Raw genomic sequence first — 16,595 nt, 5'->3', positions numbered from 1 at the left:
AGGCTATATCCCCTGTTTCGTAATATAATCCTTTTTGCGTATTTTTCTTATAAAAGAAAGAAGAAGTTTTTTCAGCTCATAATCATATAGGAATATGGCAGCTACTACGATTAATATATTAAGAACAAGCGCAATTAAATGATATGTATGCAATATATATTGCACTCCAATAAAGGTTACACCAAAATAAATTGTATACGGTATTACAATTTGCAATACAATTTTTTTCTTCACTACACTTACCGCTATGTATCCCACTAAAGCGACGATTTCAAATAAAACCATAGCGTATGCCGCTCCTATCACTCCACCAATACTACTAAAGCTATAAAGCATAACCCCACCTATCACCAATGCTACACACTGCACAACAGTCCTCTTATTTTGACATCCACTCGTCGTTAAACCGTCAGCAATGGCAACATTTAAACTTTGTAGCACAATAAGAAATGATAATATTTGGAGTGGTTCTACTGCATCGCTCCATTCTTCATGAAAAAATATAGAAATAAAGTATGGTGCTAAATGATATAAACCGATTGTCATACATATTCCTACAATCGCCATTGATTTAATTTGAAGCAAATTTAATTTCGTATGCTCTTCTATATTATTCTGGTTATAATGCTTAAAAAGCACTGGAAAAAATGCACCTGCAATTACCCCTGGTACTTGATATAAAGCTGCCGGCATCCGGTACGCCACTGCAAAAACACCTACCATACTTAATGGCAATGTATAGTTAAGCAAGATAGGCGCTAATTGTGGCGTACTCATTATTAAAAAACCGCTTATAATAAAGGGAGTTAATTGCCAAAATAACGCTTTATGAATTACGACTTTCATATTCATTTTCGTCTTTCTTCTCATGATATATATACTGAATAAACCGCCGATCATATACCCAAAAGCATATAAGCGAGCCGTTACATACACCGGTAACTCTCCGAAAATACAAAAACATGTAATTATAATGACAACTGATGCTGATACAACTTTTATGAGCGCTATATACTTCATACGTTCCGTCAGTTGAAAATAGGCAATCCCTATGTTTTGCCAAGTTAATCCTATTAACATGAAAAACATTACGTTTATCATCATATAAATTAAATTTTTATCCGCATACATATAATGAATAGCAATATAACCGATGATAGAAATAAAAATAAGTAGAATCATCCTTATTTTTATATACGATGATAAAATCTGCTCTAAATCTGCTCCATCCTTTGCCCCTTCTCGAAGAAACGTATTACTAAGTCCTAAGTCTGTAAAGAATAACATAACAAACGTCACTGCTATGGCAACACTAAACATCCCATAATGTTGTGCGTTAAAAAAGTTTGCTAAAACAATTAAACTGACGGCCTGAAGAAGGTTAGCTAAAATCGTACTATAAAATAGATGGATAATATTGTTTAGAATAGATCTACCCATACAAGTTCTCCTTTGCAAGTAACCTACTTACATATGTTGTTTGTTTACCTTTATATTTATCTTGCACCGTTACCGTTCAATACAATTAAAACGGTTTTACATAAAATACGGATGTCCATCCGAATCGTTTTCATTTCAATATACTCCATATCCAGCCTCAACTTTTCCTTTGGATCAAGATTATACCCTCCATTTATTTGTGCCCATCCGGTTAATCCTGGTTTTACCATTAAACGTTCCTTAAATTCTGGAATATACGCATCAAATTCATTATAAAAAAACTCTCTCTCTGGTCTAGGACCTACAAAAGACATATCTCCTCTTAAAATATTTAAAAGTTGCGGTAATTCATCAATTCTCGTTTTCCTTATAAACAATCCAACTTTTGTAATTCTTGGATCATGTTCTTTTGCCCATTGTGGGCCATTTATTTCAGCATCCTTTACCATTGATCTTAATTTAAATACATTAAACTTCTTCCCGTTTATACCTAAACGTTCTTGAAAGTAAATTGGAGCCCCTGATGTTTCTAAAGTAATCATAATACAAAAGAACAACATAATTGGTATCGTTAATAGTAACAATATGATTGAAAATATAATATCAAACAAGCGTTTTACACTTCGATTCAATATGCTAGGCTTTTCTTGAGCTGGAATCGTATACAACTTGGCTTGATTTGTTTCACGAATCATGGATCGTTACCCCCACATTCAAGAATATAAAATTATCCCTATTAATTCACATTCTTTTCTATTTATATTCGCTATTACTTTTTGCACTGTACGTAGTGAATCTTTTCGCTTTTTAACTGCTAAGACTACTCCATCGCATTTCCCTGCAATAATGTGCGTAGCAGGAAGATCAAATACTTCAGAAGAATAAAAGAAAATGTAATCAAAATCTTCTTTCCACTTAGCAATTGCATTATCAAATTCATCCATAGCAACTAAGGGCGTCCCTGTGTGTACTGTTTTTTTTGCAGGAATACAATATAAGTATTTAGACAAATTACTAGAAAAAGATTCATAATTACAGGGGGAAGAGCTTATTATATCGTTTACTGTTATCATGTGATCACTTTGTAATAATACATGTAATTTTGGGTCAGAAAAATTCACATCAATAAGTAACACCTTTTTCTTCATTTCAGCAAACACTAGACCCATATTTACTATAAGCGAGGCAACAACACCTCTGTCCTTCGTTGAACTAACTGTGAACAGTTGTTTTCCAGATTTTTTCAACTCGTGATACACCGTATAAAACTGCTCTTTCATCAGATCATCATGCAGATCGAATGGCAGCTGTTTCTTTGTCCTAAACATCGACATGTTCACCTCGATATATAGATGATTGTTTATCAACCTCTGTAGATTTCTGTTTTCTATTCGGTTTCATATTTATGTGACCAATAACAGAGACTGTTGTTATTTTCTCTAAATCTTGTTCCGTGTATATACGTTCATCAAAATAATCTCGAAATACAGCTAAACCTATCCCAACAAAAAAACTAACAATTAAAGAAATAGGAATGATCAGTTGAAATTTCGGAAACAATTTTTCAGCCTGTTCCTGTAACTCAGGATCCGTCAACACTTTCACACCTTGTACATTTGTGTACTGTTGAAAACTTTTTTGTGATTGCTCTGCCAATGTCTTTACAATGTCTTTCACGACTTTCGGATTGGAATCTTTTACTGTAACAGTTACAATTTGTGAGTTGTCCGTATTCACTACCGAGATTTTTTGTGCTAATTCATAACTTGATTGCTCTAATTTCAAAGTTTTTTTGACTGTTGAAATAATTAATGGGCTTTTTAAAATATCAACATACGATGTTACTAGTTGCTTATTTTCTTGTGTTTTATTTGTTGAATTTTCCTTATTAAACTCATCTAAATTCCCAACAAGAATTTGCGTTGAATATTGATATGACGGCTTTAAAACATACATAGAGATAAGAACTAAAGAAGCGGTTAAACAACACATCGTTAAAATAATCGTTACGAATCTTCTTTTCAATAATTGTTGAAAATCTTTTATACTCATTTCTTGCTTCAATTATTTCACCGCCCTTTTCTGAATAACATCCTGCAAGTCACTCTTTACAGATACCCCTCTCTTCTTTCTATCCACTTGTTTTGTTACATACTTTCCGACTCTGAATGCAAATTTTTCTACATATATATACGAAAGCATTGCAAATATAAACGAAAATATAAGTGAAAAAATTAAAATAATAGGCAACGGTAATATTTCATGGAGCATGTATATAAGGGAAAACAACGATATAATATGGTATAAATAAAGACTGTAAGAAATCTTCCCCAAATATAACAAGTATTTATTGCGTAGCAAGGATGACAAAGTTGATATTGACAAACTTAATATGACAAATAGACTTGCACTTATCGCCACTACGTAGTCTCGAAATATAAAATTATTGAGTACTTTAATTTCTCCAATAAGTCCTTCATACATAAAAAGTAAAATCGCAAATAAAAACCATGCAATTTTCGTATTTTTAGTACAATTACTATAAAAAACTATTAAATTATTTTTATACTTCGCAACTAGTGCCCCCAATAAAAACAGCACCGTATAATGCAACGTTAATGCATAGCTTGTTAATGTTAAGCCCGAGCGAAACAAAAATAATATTACGACAGAACATATACTAAAACTAAACAATAATAGTAATGAACACCTTAACGTTTTTCGTAAACAAATCATCAAAATTAACGGAAAAATTATTGATATTCGCATTTCATGGACAAGTGACCAAATCACACCGTTATATGCATCTGTATTATATTTCCCAACCAATAAAATATGTTGCGCTATTAAGCTTGGAGAACTTTCAATCGTCCATGAGCGATTAAACCATTCACTTAAATAAGAAATACCATATTCACTAATTGTAGCTTGGCATATAATAGCTATAATTATTGCCACAATATAGGGAATATATATTCTGCATATACGTTTTAAAAGGTATGACCCATAGCTACTATAGGTTTTTTGAATAGATTCATACAAAACAAATCCGCTCAAAACAAAAAAGATAATAACAGATTCGTTACCACTACTAAAAATAAGACGAGCAGGCGTTTCTTTTAATAGATACACAACAAATGGTTTATTATCTTCATAGCTGTAATTTTGAAATGCTGAAAAAATCATTAAATGATGACCGATCATTACTATTAATGAAGAAATCCCTCTTATAGAATCCAATTCCTCGTATCTCTTCATCTTTTTACATCAACTCCTAATGAAATGATAATAATCATTTCAAAGCGACATCTTTATTCATATTCCTCTCCTTTCTTTTCATTCCAATTTTTCATATTAAAATGATTTTATAGTATAAATTTGAGTGTATTGTAACATTTTTTGTAATATTATGAATAGCGAATCTCAAAAATTGGTATATACCAATTTCAACCTCGAAAAATGAGTAATATTGATAGAAAAACACTATAAAAATTTCTTGCATATTTACAAAATTAAAGAGATGAATAGCGTTTTTTCAATATAAAATAAAAAAGATAGCCTACATAGGCTATCTTTTTTATTTTATTTAATTACTAGCACCACTATATGCTACATGTCGTTTCTCAATTCTCTCTTCAATTTCTTTCATATTTTCTTTATTATTTAATAGTGATTGTTTATTTTCAATTAATAATTGTTTAAAAGATTTTCTCACTTTTTTTCTCATTTTCATTGTCCTCCTTGGGGGATGGTTTATATAAAAGATAAAGAATTATCTGTGTGTCCTTATAATAATTGATTGTTGTGAATTCTATTTGAACTTCATATGAAAATTCCGTTTATTTTCTGACAACTTTGTGAACACGAAAAAAAGACTCTCTAAAACTATGTTGAAATTAATTCACTTCATTATAAAAATTACTATTCCCCTCAACTTTTATCATTATATCTTGTCGAAACATTTATATATTTAAAATTGAGTTCGACATAATTTTATTTACTATAATACTGTTTACAAAAACAAAAAGAAGGTGTCACCAAGTCAAATTTCGACTTATGCAACATCCCTCTTTCCAAACTATTTATAGCATATTTATTAATATTTCAGGTCTTCCCCAATTCATTTCTTCACAAACAAATCTAAGTTTTTCTTCATCCATTGTGTGTAATCCCTCTTCTAGTAAACATGAAATTGGAACTTCACAGTGAATTTGTGCTAATTGCAACGAAATATTTAAGTTCTCTAAATCACTTTCAATCTTCGTACGCTGCGCTTTTGTTAATGATTCTACATTTTCTAGTACAGCGGATACTGTTCCGTGCTCTTGAATAAGCTTATACGCTGTTTTTTCACCGATACCTTTTACACCTGGATAATTATCACTTGTATCTCCCATGAAAGCTTTTGCATGGACGATTTGCCACGGCTCTACACCTTTTTCTTCCATGATTTTCTCCGGTGTGTAATATTCGTAATTTCCAATTCCTTTACGCAGAAGCATAACTGTAACGTTCTTATCAACAAGTTGAAGTAAATCCGTATCACCTGTTAAAATATAAACTTCAGCTTCATTGCAATATTGTTTTGCAAGCGTACCGATACAATCATCGGCTTCGTAGCCTTTCATACCGATAACTGGAATGGATAATTTTGCAGTCATTTCTTGCACTAAATCAAATTGAGGAATTAATTCTTCTGGTGGCGCTGCACGATTTGCTTTATAATTCGAGAACGATTCTGTTCTAAATGTCGTACTTCCCATATCCCAGCATGTAACGATATGTGTTGGTTCGATCGCTTGCGTAGCTGTTAATAAGTGTTTCATATAACCATGAATCCCGTTCGTAGGGGTTCCATCTTGTCGTTTCATAAATTGTCCGTAGACACTTGTTGCGTAAAAAGCACGAAATAATAGTGCCATACCATCAACTAATAATACTTTTTTCATAATTCCTCTCCTATTAAAAAAATAATAACCTTACGTTATCACGTAAGGTTATATAAATAGATTACCATTCTACGTTTTTGCTCAACTTTGTCTATTATACATTGTTTTTGTATATTTAGCATCATTAACACATTAAGACGTTCTACTACAACAAGTATGCAAGATACCTGAATACGTATTTTTTCCAGTAGAAACAACGATAGCTTTTGCATTTCCACTAACGATATGCGAACCTTTAAAACATACATTTTCAAGCTCAAGTGGATTATAATCTTTCATCCGTTTTAATGGAATAAATCGTTTACGTTCAAGGTGATAGCAGCTCTCAAACTTCTCTATATTCGCTTCGTTTCCCGTTAACACAGACTCATTCACTAATAAATCATCTGCATAAATAATACGTACATCAGCTGGCACAGCATCTCCAGCCGAAAGAAAAATCATATCTCCAGGTACAAGTTCTTGCACAGGTATCTCCATCATTTTCAGTTCACTATTTAGCCCTGTACTACTAGAATATTCTACTCTAGATACAGTAATCGTTTCACGTTGTAATTCATCACACACACGTTGTTTTGAAAAACCTGGAATCATGCCACCTAGCTTCATCATTACTTCCGCAAGAAGTGCTCTTTTTGAAGTTAGTTCATTTCGGCCATATACTTGAATACGTTTTTGTGCCTCTTTCATTGATAGTCCGTCTCTTGTTGTTTTAAAATATGCAAATACAGATTTTACATCTCTTGTTGCAATTTCAATTAATAAATCTTTATTTTTTTGGAGCATTGTTTGTTCTTTTATTGATTTTTTACTTAGTTTATATGACGTGTTACCCACAGTTTTGTTTGCATATAACATATTATCGTCTCCTCCTTTACAACATAGGAAGAAACGCTTTGTTTCTCAATTTATCCACTTTACTGTGAAAGTGTCTCGCGCTTTATAAACGCTACATTGTGATAAATATAGAGGGAGGAACAAATCGTTTCCTGCCTACATCATATATTTTTGATTTGAAGTATATGGGTAACGGAACCGAGTCAGAATTTGACATGCTCCTCACCTCCTCGTTTAATTTTATAGTTTATAATATGAAATTACTCATAGCTTGGTAACAAAAAAGACCCCTACCCTTAAGAGAGTAGCGGCCATTACATACACAAATAAACGATTTCTAATATAATTAGAAATCTACGGACCTCTCCCTCACCGAGTTTTAGCACTGTATAGCATAGGTACATTACCAGCTACGTTAAGAAAAACCTTAATTCGATCATTCCTGTTGACCCATTGGCGTCTCTCGACATTTTTGGGCAGTAGCATTTCTCTATACAGGAGCCTCACCTAACAGAGACTTATTTTCATTACATTGAAAATGTTACTCTTATTTAAAATAGATGTCAACCGTAGCCTACAATTTTTTCAAATGGTATGGCAAACTAACGTATATAAAGTGAAACTTTCATCAGTGGGGGTTTTGTTCATCCGCCACTGATTATTAGCCCTCACCAATCGGGCTGTCCGGCAAATAGCGGTATAAAATAAAAAACTTTACGTTTAAACGTAAAGTTTTTAATAAGTTATACAACCAGCGATTACAATCCCAATTGAAAGCGATAAAAACATAAGAAAAAGACCGACTGCTTGATTATCTTCTTCAAGACTTTTGTTTATATTAAAGCGTGGTGTAAGCCACTCAGCTAAATAAAAGACGATAATTTGAGCCAAAATCCCAACTGCTCCCCACGAAATCATATCAAGAAGTGAAATTGAATTAGCTGCTGTCGAATATAAAACGATAGCTAACCCAAGTAATCGCCCTCCAAGCACATAGCTTACCGCCTTATTCCCTTGAGCCATTAACTTAAATTCCTTAACTTTCGTTGTCACTTCCATCAAGAACAGACCAATACATAAAAGTCCAAGTGTTACTGCTAAATATAATAAAAAATTAATCATTTTTCCTCCTCCTTTTTATACCTACCGGTAAATAGTACGATTCATTTCCTGTAATCTTTTCTCCCGCGCGAATACCGATACTACTCGCTTTTCCAGCAATTAAAAAAGAACCAAACACATAGGACAGTTTCTCCATCCCCTTTTCTGTTTGCAAGGATACGACTGGCAGTTCTGTATACTTTTGAAATATCGGCAGTGCAGTTTTATACGTTTGATGTGCATTTTGAAGCATAATATTTTCATCCTTATCACGAATCGTAATTGTATCTCCTTCTCTACCAAATGAAGGTTTTTGAACGAAAGAACCTTTTCCTAAAAATAAATCTGGTTCTAAATATGTAGGTAACATATATTCTTTAATCCACTGTTGTTCCTCGTTTGTATAAAAGACCTCTTCTTCTGCTAACCCCCAAATAAGACACTGAATCGATTTTGGCTGAAGTAAAAATGCTGACAAAGGATTTATTATAAAAAGCTTTCCGGCTTTTACAAGTTGCAGCAGTTCCACACCTACCAAATCTCCTGTTTCAGGATCTTGATCCTCAATTAAATCTTCTATCGGATATGTTTGGCGATATAAAACATCAATCTTCGCCCCATCTTTATCAACTAGAGCATCTTTTGTAATTCTAAGTTCTGACATTGGCACTACTTTATTTTCAACATGGCATAGCTGACTCAAATACATAGTCGTATTCCAATCCTCGATATGTTCATGATGTGCTGTAAAAACAACATTTGGATTGTCTAATTCCTTTGTCGCTTCCATTACAGCTTTCGTAACACCAGAAGATAGCAATCGTTCTTGATCTGAGTTTGGATCATCATAGCCTAGATTTTCACAAACTTTTCCATTCATTTGAAAACATTCCACAATAAAAGTTGGTGTATCACTATTAAACTCAAGCATTTTAATTTTGTTATCCTCTGTTACAGCAAAATCAAATCGCGAAATTACAGATTCAGGATAAAGCCCTTTCATTCTAATGAATGATAAACTCGCGGATGGAAAGCCAAGATCTAGAAGCTGTTCGTCACTTAAATTACGCAGCAGTCTAGCAGTCTTAAAAAATATTTTCCCCATTCGTTCAGTCGCTAAGTGTAATTGGTCCAAAGTCTGATTTGTTATAGAAAAAACATGAAACAAACTATACTCACATTCATATAAATCCGACCAAAAATTCGGATATTTTAAATAAAATTCTTTTCGATCCCTTATGTATTGCGACATATTTTAGCCCCCAAATCCTCCCTTTGAACCGCTTCCAATTCCACCTTTAAATTCAGCAGACGATTGATACGATTTAAACGCCGTTGAATTTTTAAAAGTGGATTTATTTTGATAGTATCGCCCACCATAGAAATAATGCCCACGATAACCTGAACTACTATCATCACACTGCCATACCCCAAGTTCATCATCCCAATCCCAATCAGAACAACTATTATCATTCGGTTTTGGGGGAAGATCTTGTGCGCAACCAAATAAAGTGCCAGTCATTAAAGACGTTACGACACCACCTACTAACCATTTCGTTTTTGTCACCTTCGCACTCCCCTTTTTAAATTCTATTCCTATTATATAGGATGGCATGATAAAGTAGAAGAAAAAGGAAGAAGAGGGATTAAATGCGCTTAGAATATCGACTTAATGATGAAACGAAAGGGTATCCTGCTTTATGGAACTACGCCAATATTTCTAATTCTGAAATTATCGCACGCATGACTTGTGAATATTTTATTAAAGAGAAAAATACTTATGTTGTTACTGCAACTTCGGTTGATCCAGACGGAACAGCAGTTATTTATATTCAAAAAGAAGTTTTCGCCAATGACCCTTCAGACCCTACATACTCCCACATCGGTTTTGAAATTAGAGAACTAAGTGAAACGAGTTCAAGCTTAGTAGATAGTCAAGATGTATGGAACTACGAAGAAATTTTACCATCTCTTCATTCAGATATTATATATATTCAGCGAGACGGCATGTCTATGGAATTCTCCTTGGATTCAAGAGAGATTGATGAAGACAGAAAGTGCTACATTTATTACGGAAACTTCACAGGTGAATCAAGATAATATTAATATATCTATGCAACAAAAAAACCTTACGTATAAAACGTAAGGTTTTTATATAGCCCCACATATGCCGTTCTCTCTAGATGTCCATAAACCTGCTCTCACAGGTGGATGCCCTCACAAATGTTTGTAACTTCCTTCTTAAAAAGATGGCATGTTAGCTACATTTAAATATTGAACTTCCATATTAAACTTATTGGTTTAAGACATGCATAAGCTACGTACACCGTAGGAATTTTATATAAGGTTAGTTGAAATAAGACCCCCGCACGTGCCGCTCCTCGTAAATGTCCAAAAACCCGCTACTCGCAGGTGGATGCCCTCACAGTTACCGTACATCTTCCTCCACAAGGAAGGCTTGATGATGGTCGCTAAATATTGAGCTTCCGTATAACTAACATCGGTTTTAGACATAAATAAGTTACGCACACCGCAGGATGTATTATTTACTTGTCGTTATATTATCACATTGTTTCCAATGTGTAAAATACAAAGTTTTTCGAGCAATCTCTTGCTTGTGACCTTATTTTAATACAAATTATTTTTGCATGCAAGTGATTAATCTTCTTCTTTTGCAATTTGATTTTCTGGATAAGAAATCCAATCACTCCAGCTACCTGCATACAATTTAACATTTTGGAATCCAGCTAATTTTAATGCAAGGATGTTTGGACACGCTGTAACACCAGAACCACAATATACAATGGTTTCCTTATCTTTCGACAGGTTTTGGAATCGTTCTTGTTGCTCAGCTTTATTCTTAAATTGTCCTGATTGCAACATTCCATCCTTCCAAAAATGGTTTACTGCTGTTGGAATATGTCCTGCTTTATGATCGACAAGTTCCTCTACACCAGCATAACGTTTCGGCTCTCTTGAATCAATTAATGTAACATCCGCACCTGCACGGATATTCTCTCTGACCGTTTCCATCGTTACAAGCATATGATCTTGTATATTAGCTTTGAATGTTTTTCGTATAGCAACAGGAATTTCCGCTGTTGTCGGTAGTCCATTCTCTTTCCAAGCCTGGAAACCACCATCTAATATATATACTTTCTCATGTCCTACATAGTTACATAACCACCATAAACGAGCAGCATTTGCACCGGCTTGACTGTCATACGCAATTACTGTCGTATGTTCATCAATACCAGCCTTCGAAAGCTTGTCTGCAAACTCCTCAATATTTGGTAAAGGATGGCGGCCACCATGTTCTGCTATAGGACTTGATAAATCTAAATTCAAATCAAAATATAACGCATGAGGAATATGTCCTTCTTCATACTTTTCTCTACCCCAATTAGGATTCGCTAAATCAAAACGACAATCGATTATACGGACATTCTCATCTTCTATATGCTCACGTAACCATTCGACTGTAACTATCATCTTTAACGACCTTCTTTCTCTTTCAAACGACTTACATACTCCATAACCATTTCTTCTGTAACATATTTACGCTGCAAGGTAACACCATTTTTTGCAAGATCATTAATCTGCTTCGTTACAACATTAATTACATCAACCGAAAATTCTTTCCCATTTGACGCAAGAGATACGGCAGCTTCAATAGCTGCTTCACGCTGTGCATCTAATTGTAAACATGCTTTTACACTTTCATTTTGTTTACGAGAATGTGCTGTAATTGCTTTATGTACTTCCATCTTCTCTTCCCCCTAAATAGTTATACGTTTTTATTCAATTCCATTGCAAGGCGGATCATATCACGACATACAATTCCATTTTCAATAATCTCTTCTTCATAATGCTTCGAAAAGTAATCAAAATCAATAGAAAAAATACGAAATCCACATTTTTGATATAAAGCAAGTTGTGAAACACTAGAATTGCCTGTACCAACTTCAAGTTTTGACATACCATATCCTTTAGCAGTTTCTACAGCATGCCTTAATAGCTTCTTCCCAATCCCTTTTCCTTGCAAATGCTCTGCAACCGCAATATTCATGATTTCCATCGTCTTTGGCCTTGTTTCCAAAAGAACATATACACCGATAACGCTCCCCCCCTGCTTAGCTACGTATGTTAATCCTCTTTGTACATACGTAGCTATTTGCCGTTCACTTGGATCAGCAAGTAACAATAAAGCCTTCGGTATAGCCTCTTTTGGAATACGTTCTATTACAACAGACATAAAAAATTCCCCCTTCTCTATTGTTCTAAACCCTCCTTGTCTACCATAAATAATAGAAAGGAGGGATTCACCATGGACAACAATGAGAAAAAATGCAACGTCATCTCTATTGATGGAAAGAAGAAGAAAAGCGACACGTATTCCTATCCAAAATTAGTAGTTGAAAACAAAACATATGAATTTTCTTCATTCGTCTTATGCGGTGAAACACCAGATGGCAGACGACTCGTTCTTACTCATATGATTTCTACCGATGAATTTGCTGGATTTGTAAAATCTTTAGATACTGTACTTCAAAAGAAAATTGAACGAATCTTTTTCTCATAACGACTATATAACATAAATTTCTTTTTCAATCTCTACTAACTGCTTTTGCAATTGTTCTTTACTTTGTTCATATAGAGATACATCGATCGTTTCAGCCAATGCAAACAATATACTTTCATAATAGTTCATCACATCTTGCTGCATCACTTTTTCGAATAAATTCCACTTCATATCCCACTCTTGCTTATAATGATGAACAAATAAATGTTTTTCATCAGCTACATAGTTTGATACGAGCGGTTCTAATACAGATTTAGCGTCTTCTTGCATAAAAGCCTTGTCATTCTTTTCAAAAAAGCTTTTCTCATTTTTAAAATGTGCCAGTGCTTTTTTGAAATCTTTTATTTCAACTGAAGGGAACGGTTCTTTATGTGTAATATCTTTGTATTCATACTCCACTGTTCCATTCATAGAAATTGATTCATTTTCTACTTTACAGTTCACTACAATTTCATCCTTTGCACGCTTCATCGCTTCGTCTATCCATTTTTCAAGGCGTAATGATGTCGCACGCATTTCTTGTAATAAATCATGCTGAATAAATGCTACTAATTCCATAACACACTGTTGCAATTGTGTTTTCACATTTCCATCCGTTCGAAGTGATGCCGGATTAATAAATTCAGTAAACACATCATTATAGCGGAGGAATAGACGCTGTTGCACGTAATAAAGCAACTCTTTCACTTCATTTTGCATCGCCTGTTCTTCAGCAAGTACACTATATGAAGAAATGATATGAAGTAGTTGATCACGCTCTGCTTCATATTTTTTCGTTTGCTTCTCTTTCTCTTCATTCCCCTGCTTTGCACCCTTTATCATGTTTACTAAAAGCTGATCTGCCCCTTGCAACGCACCATATAGAGCATGCACAGAAACAAGCATTAAATCTCTCATCATAAAGGACGTAAATGATTCCTCAAACTTAGTAATCCCAGAGTTTTGTAAAATACCATACTTCTCTTTTTCAACATTCTTTCCTTGTTTCTCTTCAAGCGCACATAAACTTGAAATTGCAAATAAACGTGGATTTCTAATACCGTATTGCAGTAGCTGATCTGCGATATAACCTTTTACCATTTCAAGTTCTTCTTCAGACTCTGCTAAATCCGCAGCATTAATTAAGAAGAACATTTTATCAAGGGCAAAAGTATCCTTTACACGACCAAGCTGAATTAAAAATTCACGGTCAGCACGAGAGAATACATGGTTATAATATGTTACAAATAAAATAGCATCTGCGTTTTTAATATACTGAAATGCAACATCCGTATGGCGAGCATTGATAGAATCCGCTCCAGGTGTGTCTACAAGCGCTACTCCCTGCCTTGTTAAAGCACAATCATAATAAAGTTCCATATACTCAACGAAGCATGATTTCTCTTCATTCGCTACATAATCAGAGAACTCTTCTAATGTAACTTGTACTTGTTCTCCTAAATAAGTAGAAACTGCATCATACCCTTTTTGTACCGCTCGTAAAAAGCTAAATGTTGTTTTTTGCTTCCCAGTTGGTGAAGGATATTTCATAACTTTATCAATTTGTGCTAACGCTTCATCTAACGTAGCAATCTCATAATGAAACAGCTTATAAACAGCTTTCATATCTTCTAATAACGCTTGCTTTGATTTAAACTGAACAATTACTGTTCCATGTGGTTTTTCCTCTGTAACCGGCAAAATTTGATTAATCGTTGCCGTCGTCGGGTTTGGTGATACAGGAAGTACTTTCTCACCGAGTAAGGCATTGGCAAATGATGATTTTCCAGCACTAAATGCCCCGAATAACGCTACTGTAAATTGTTTTGTTTCTACACGTCTTCTTTTCTCTATTACCTCTTGCTGTACATGTTTCAGCGCTGGCAATGGCTCTAATATCGTTTCAGCTTTTTTCACTTTCTCTAATATCCGCTGAATATTTAAAGCCGCCGTTCCTTTCAGCTCTTCTTCATGAATCGCTACGTTATCATTTACGATTTTCTGCTCTTGTAGTGTAAATTTCTCACTAACAATTTGCTTTTCCCTTTGCAATATCTCATCTATTTGCAAACCTTCAGGCGTAGCAACATGATCGTGCCAAACATTTCGTAAATAGTCTTCATATGCCGCCAAATTGTTATTGTATTGTAATTGTGTTTCTTTCGCCGTTTGCAACATCGTATATGTTTCAATCTCTTCTTCAATACGAGCAACTGCTTCCCTCACCTTTTGCTTTAAAACGACCGCACTTTTATCAAAAATTTGCTGTGCTTTTATAAAATAACGCTTCTTTAGTTCATTCGCTACATCCGCTGTATAAAGAAGTAAGTAATCACCTGTGAAACCTGCGCCTTGTTTAATTACCTCAGCCAACATTTCTGGTCCGAAAGCAATTTCTAACCCATATATGTCTTTCCCAATTTCCTCCGTGAACAATCCTTCTTCTTTTAAGAAGGCTACAATAAATTCCTTCACATGAAAATCAAGCTGCGTTTCAACAGTCTTTTGAAGGGCAGAATAAAACGCCTCTACACGCCTTTGTTTTTCTTGCTCCGTCTTTCCTTTCGCAAATAGAAAACCGACTTTAAACTTTGTTAATTTCGTTTCTAAGTACGCATTTGCCAATTCTCTCATTTCAAATGGCATTAAATACGCGTTATCTAATATAGCTTGTAGGCCTTTTATAAATTCATTTCTCACATGAGACTCTTTACTTGCCTCACGATTTTTCGCTTCCGTTAACTCTTCCTTCTTTTCAACTACCTCTGAAATAGAAAGTGGTGATGCTAACTCTTCCTCATATTTCAAAAGAGCTTTTTCATTTTCAGAAACAATAAACGAGAAATGTTCCCCCATTAAATATTCTGTTTCTCGCTCCATTCCAGTCCTTACATACTGCTCTTTTTCTTTCATAATAGAAGTAATTAACGTTTCTAAGCTTCCAATTTCATTATGTGGATGGTTCATCATTCGTAATGACGTATAATATACTCCATCTACTTCAATATCCCAGTTAGAGAACGATTGCTTTACACTATCTTTATAATTCTCAAACGACAATTCATTTTCTTTATGTTTATCTATTTGATTGACAACGAGATAAACCGTTTTATTACGTTGTTTCAATTCTTTAACAAATTGCAAATTCACTTCCGATTGGACGTGATTATAATCCATCATATAAAAAATTACGTCTGCTAGATGTAGCGTTGATTCTGTCGCTAATTGATGGGCATCATCTGTTGAGTCAATCCCTGGTGTATCTACTAACATAACACCTTCAGGAATTGGCGCATCATTCCGATAAATGTGAACACCAATTACCTCATCACCATCTTTACAAATTTGTTTTAATTCTTCAGCTGAATATGCACCGTCATACTCGTACTGTTCTCCAGATTTAACCGTTACAACAACACGATCCATTCCTTTTTCAATTTTGACAACGTTAGCGCTTGTCGGAATTGGACTTGTTGGTAACAACTGCGCTTTATATAGATGATTCATCATCGTTGATTTCCCTGCAGAGAAGTGACCACAGAACGCTATCATAAGCTGTTCTTGTTTATATTTTTGAATCACCTCAAACAACTTTAAACTATTCTCTGCATCGCCGTGTTTTTGCCACTCTTCATAAAAACAAACAAGTTTTTTCATACCGTTTGTCTGTACTATGTTTGTCATCCCCTTGTTCCCCTTTATCCAAG

17 protein-coding genes, 2 other RNA genes and 1 riboswitch are annotated in these 16,595 nt (G+C 34.3%); of the genes, 2 read left to right on the top strand and 17 right to left on the bottom strand.

The genetic code is table 11. The annotated features are described in order from the left end of the window. Nucleotides 1–3: 3 nt before the first annotated feature. From NST27_RS07975 to NST27_RS07925, 11 genes are all read right to left on the bottom strand, one after another. Nucleotides 4–1,440, bottom strand: a complete 1,437-nt coding sequence (locus NST27_RS07975; protein ID WP_061661827.1) for an oligosaccharide flippase family protein — start codon at nucleotides 1,438–1,440, stop codon at nucleotides 4–6. A 56-nt stretch (nucleotides 1,441–1,496) separates the two neighbouring features. Beyond that, nucleotides 1,497–2,135 (bottom strand): sugar transferase, encoded by a 639-nt coding sequence (locus NST27_RS07970; RefSeq protein ID WP_000617642.1) that lies wholly within the window; start codon nucleotides 2,133–2,135, stop codon nucleotides 1,497–1,499. Nucleotides 2,136–2,153: 18 nt separating this feature from the next. Next, nucleotides 2,154–2,774: a CpsD/CapB family tyrosine-protein kinase gene (locus NST27_RS07965; RefSeq protein WP_002093924.1), complete on the bottom strand. Its 621-nt coding sequence runs from the start codon at nucleotides 2,772–2,774 to the stop codon at nucleotides 2,154–2,156. Then, nucleotides 2,761–3,504, bottom strand: a complete 744-nt coding sequence (locus NST27_RS07960; RefSeq protein WP_000807059.1) for a YveK family protein — start codon at nucleotides 3,502–3,504, stop codon at nucleotides 2,761–2,763. Before NST27_RS07960 ends, NST27_RS07965 begins: the two co-directional genes overlap by 14 nt. Next, the gene (locus tag NST27_RS07955; RefSeq protein ID WP_000833039.1) at nucleotides 3,505–4,698 is read right to left on the bottom strand and encodes an acyltransferase family protein; all 1,194 of its coding nucleotides are present in this window, start codon (nucleotides 4,696–4,698) and stop codon (nucleotides 3,505–3,507) included. A 328-nt stretch (nucleotides 4,699–5,026) separates the two neighbouring features. Next, entirely contained in the window at nucleotides 5,027–5,167 is a 141-nt protein-coding gene (locus NST27_RS07950) for an FbpB family small basic protein (RefSeq protein ID WP_001228048.1), read from the bottom strand. 355 nt (nucleotides 5,168–5,522) lie between these two features. Continuing rightward, entirely contained in the window at nucleotides 5,523–6,389 is an 867-nt protein-coding gene (locus NST27_RS07945; protein ID WP_000757069.1) for a 5'-3' exonuclease, read from the bottom strand. Between the two features lie 132 nt (nucleotides 6,390–6,521). Then, nucleotides 6,522–7,247, bottom strand: a complete 726-nt coding sequence (locus tag NST27_RS07940; RefSeq protein WP_000964951.1) for a P-type ATPase — start codon at nucleotides 7,245–7,247, stop codon at nucleotides 6,522–6,524. A gap of 335 nt (nucleotides 7,248–7,582) precedes the next feature. Next, nucleotides 7,583–7,748, bottom strand: a riboswitch (M-box (ykoK) riboswitch). Between the two features lie 213 nt (nucleotides 7,749–7,961). Then, the gene (locus NST27_RS07935; protein WP_000606857.1) at nucleotides 7,962–8,348 is read right to left on the bottom strand and encodes a DUF350 domain-containing protein; all 387 of its coding nucleotides are present in this window, start codon (nucleotides 8,346–8,348) and stop codon (nucleotides 7,962–7,964) included. Continuing rightward, nucleotides 8,341–9,579, bottom strand: a complete 1,239-nt coding sequence (locus tag NST27_RS07930) for a glutathionylspermidine synthase family protein (protein ID WP_000084936.1) — start codon at nucleotides 9,577–9,579, stop codon at nucleotides 8,341–8,343. Before NST27_RS07930 ends, NST27_RS07935 begins: the two co-directional genes overlap by 8 nt. Nucleotides 9,580–9,582: 3 nt before the next feature. Further along, nucleotides 9,583–9,894 carry a hypothetical protein gene (locus NST27_RS07925; RefSeq protein WP_047385819.1) on the bottom strand — a complete coding sequence of 104 codons (312 nt, stop codon included), beginning with the start codon at nucleotides 9,892–9,894 and terminating at the stop codon, nucleotides 9,583–9,585. 83 nt (nucleotides 9,895–9,977) lie between these two features. Here NST27_RS07925 and NST27_RS07920 point away from each other — a divergent pair, with 83 nt between their 5' ends. After that, complete coding sequence (locus NST27_RS07920; RefSeq protein WP_001235522.1) at nucleotides 9,978–10,427, top strand: hypothetical protein; 450 nt, start codon at nucleotides 9,978–9,980, stop codon at nucleotides 10,425–10,427. A 54-nt stretch (nucleotides 10,428–10,481) separates the two neighbouring features. Here NST27_RS07920 and ssrS (NST27_RS07915) read toward each other — a convergent pair. From ssrS (NST27_RS07915) to NST27_RS07895, 5 genes are all read right to left on the bottom strand, one after another. After that, nucleotides 10,482–10,665, bottom strand: a non-coding RNA gene (gene ssrS / locus NST27_RS07915) — 6S RNA. Nucleotides 10,666–10,686: 21 nt separating this feature from the next. Then, nucleotides 10,687–10,869, bottom strand: a non-coding RNA gene (ssrS, locus tag NST27_RS07910) — 6S RNA. Nucleotides 10,870–10,985: 116 nt separating this feature from the next. After that, nucleotides 10,986–11,819, bottom strand: a complete 834-nt coding sequence (locus NST27_RS07905; protein ID WP_000637564.1) for a sulfurtransferase — start codon at nucleotides 11,817–11,819, stop codon at nucleotides 10,986–10,988. A 2-nt stretch (nucleotides 11,820–11,821) separates the two neighbouring features. Continuing rightward, the gene (locus NST27_RS07900) at nucleotides 11,822–12,094 is read right to left on the bottom strand and encodes a YpbS family protein (RefSeq protein ID WP_000451818.1); all 273 of its coding nucleotides are present in this window, start codon (nucleotides 12,092–12,094) and stop codon (nucleotides 11,822–11,824) included. A gap of 20 nt (nucleotides 12,095–12,114) precedes the next feature. Beyond that, complete coding sequence (locus NST27_RS07895) at nucleotides 12,115–12,582, bottom strand: GNAT family N-acetyltransferase (RefSeq protein WP_000117686.1); 468 nt, start codon at nucleotides 12,580–12,582, stop codon at nucleotides 12,115–12,117. A gap of 72 nt (nucleotides 12,583–12,654) precedes the next feature. On the opposite strand from NST27_RS07895, the gene NST27_RS07890 reads away from it, so the two are divergent. Next, the gene (locus tag NST27_RS07890; RefSeq protein WP_000369740.1) at nucleotides 12,655–12,909 is read left to right on the top strand and encodes a DUF3931 domain-containing protein; all 255 of its coding nucleotides are present in this window, start codon (nucleotides 12,655–12,657) and stop codon (nucleotides 12,907–12,909) included. A 3-nt stretch (nucleotides 12,910–12,912) separates the two neighbouring features. On the opposite strand, the gene NST27_RS07885 is transcribed toward NST27_RS07890, so the two are convergent. Continuing rightward, nucleotides 12,913–16,572 carry a dynamin family protein gene (locus tag NST27_RS07885; RefSeq protein WP_000182130.1) on the bottom strand — a complete coding sequence of 1,220 codons (3,660 nt, stop codon included), beginning with the start codon at nucleotides 16,570–16,572 and terminating at the stop codon, nucleotides 12,913–12,915. Between the last annotated feature and the right edge of the window lie 23 nt (nucleotides 16,573–16,595).

Origin of the sequence: Bacillus sp. FSL W8-0770 (genome assembly GCF_038008705.1) — a bacterium.
Classification (GTDB): domain Bacteria; phylum Bacillota; class Bacilli; order Bacillales; family Bacillaceae_G; genus Bacillus_A; species Bacillus_A cereus.
The sequence above is the reverse complement of the archived record's forward strand: the minus strand, read 5'-3'. Positions and strand labels throughout refer to the sequence as shown.

What these genes read in the sequence shown, in the direction of transcription:
- NST27_RS07905 (WP_000637564.1), bottom strand. Translation starts at nt 11,819, where the DNA reads ATGATAGTTACAGTCGAATGGTTACGTGAGCATATAGAAGATGAGAAT.
- NST27_RS07895 (WP_000117686.1), bottom strand. Translation starts at nt 12,582, where the DNA reads ATGTCTGTTGTAATAGAACGTATTCCAAAAGAGGCTATACCGAAGGCT.
- NST27_RS07890 (WP_000369740.1), top strand. Translation starts at nt 12,655, where the DNA reads ATGGACAACAATGAGAAAAAATGCAACGTCATCTCTATTGATGGAAAG.
- NST27_RS07970 (WP_000617642.1), bottom strand. Translation starts at nt 2,135, where the DNA reads ATGATTCGTGAAACAAATCAAGCCAAGTTGTATACGATTCCAGCTCAA.
- NST27_RS07955 (WP_000833039.1), bottom strand. Translation starts at nt 4,698, where the DNA reads ATGAAGAGATACGAGGAATTGGATTCTATAAGAGGGATTTCTTCATTA.
- NST27_RS07975 (WP_061661827.1), bottom strand. Translation starts at nt 1,440, where the DNA reads ATGGGTAGATCTATTCTAAACAATATTATCCATCTATTTTATAGTACG.
- NST27_RS07945 (WP_000757069.1), bottom strand. Translation starts at nt 6,389, where the DNA reads ATGAAAAAAGTATTATTAGTTGATGGTATGGCACTATTATTTCGTGCT.
- NST27_RS07950 (WP_001228048.1), bottom strand. Translation starts at nt 5,167, where the DNA reads ATGAGAAAAAAAGTGAGAAAATCTTTTAAACAATTATTAATTGAAAAT.
- NST27_RS07885 (WP_000182130.1), bottom strand. Translation starts at nt 16,572, where the DNA reads ATGACAAACATAGTACAGACAAACGGTATGAAAAAACTTGTTTGTTTT.
- NST27_RS07920 (WP_001235522.1), top strand. Translation starts at nt 9,978, where the DNA reads ATGCGCTTAGAATATCGACTTAATGATGAAACGAAAGGGTATCCTGCT.
- NST27_RS07935 (WP_000606857.1), bottom strand. Translation starts at nt 8,348, where the DNA reads ATGATTAATTTTTTATTATATTTAGCAGTAACACTTGGACTTTTATGT.
- NST27_RS07900 (WP_000451818.1), bottom strand. Translation starts at nt 12,094, where the DNA reads ATGGAAGTACATAAAGCAATTACAGCACATTCTCGTAAACAAAATGAA.
- NST27_RS07965 (WP_002093924.1), bottom strand. Translation starts at nt 2,774, where the DNA reads ATGTCGATGTTTAGGACAAAGAAACAGCTGCCATTCGATCTGCATGAT.
- NST27_RS07940 (WP_000964951.1), bottom strand. Translation starts at nt 7,247, where the DNA reads ATGTTATATGCAAACAAAACTGTGGGTAACACGTCATATAAACTAAGT.
- NST27_RS07930 (WP_000084936.1), bottom strand. Translation starts at nt 9,579, where the DNA reads ATGTCGCAATACATAAGGGATCGAAAAGAATTTTATTTAAAATATCCG.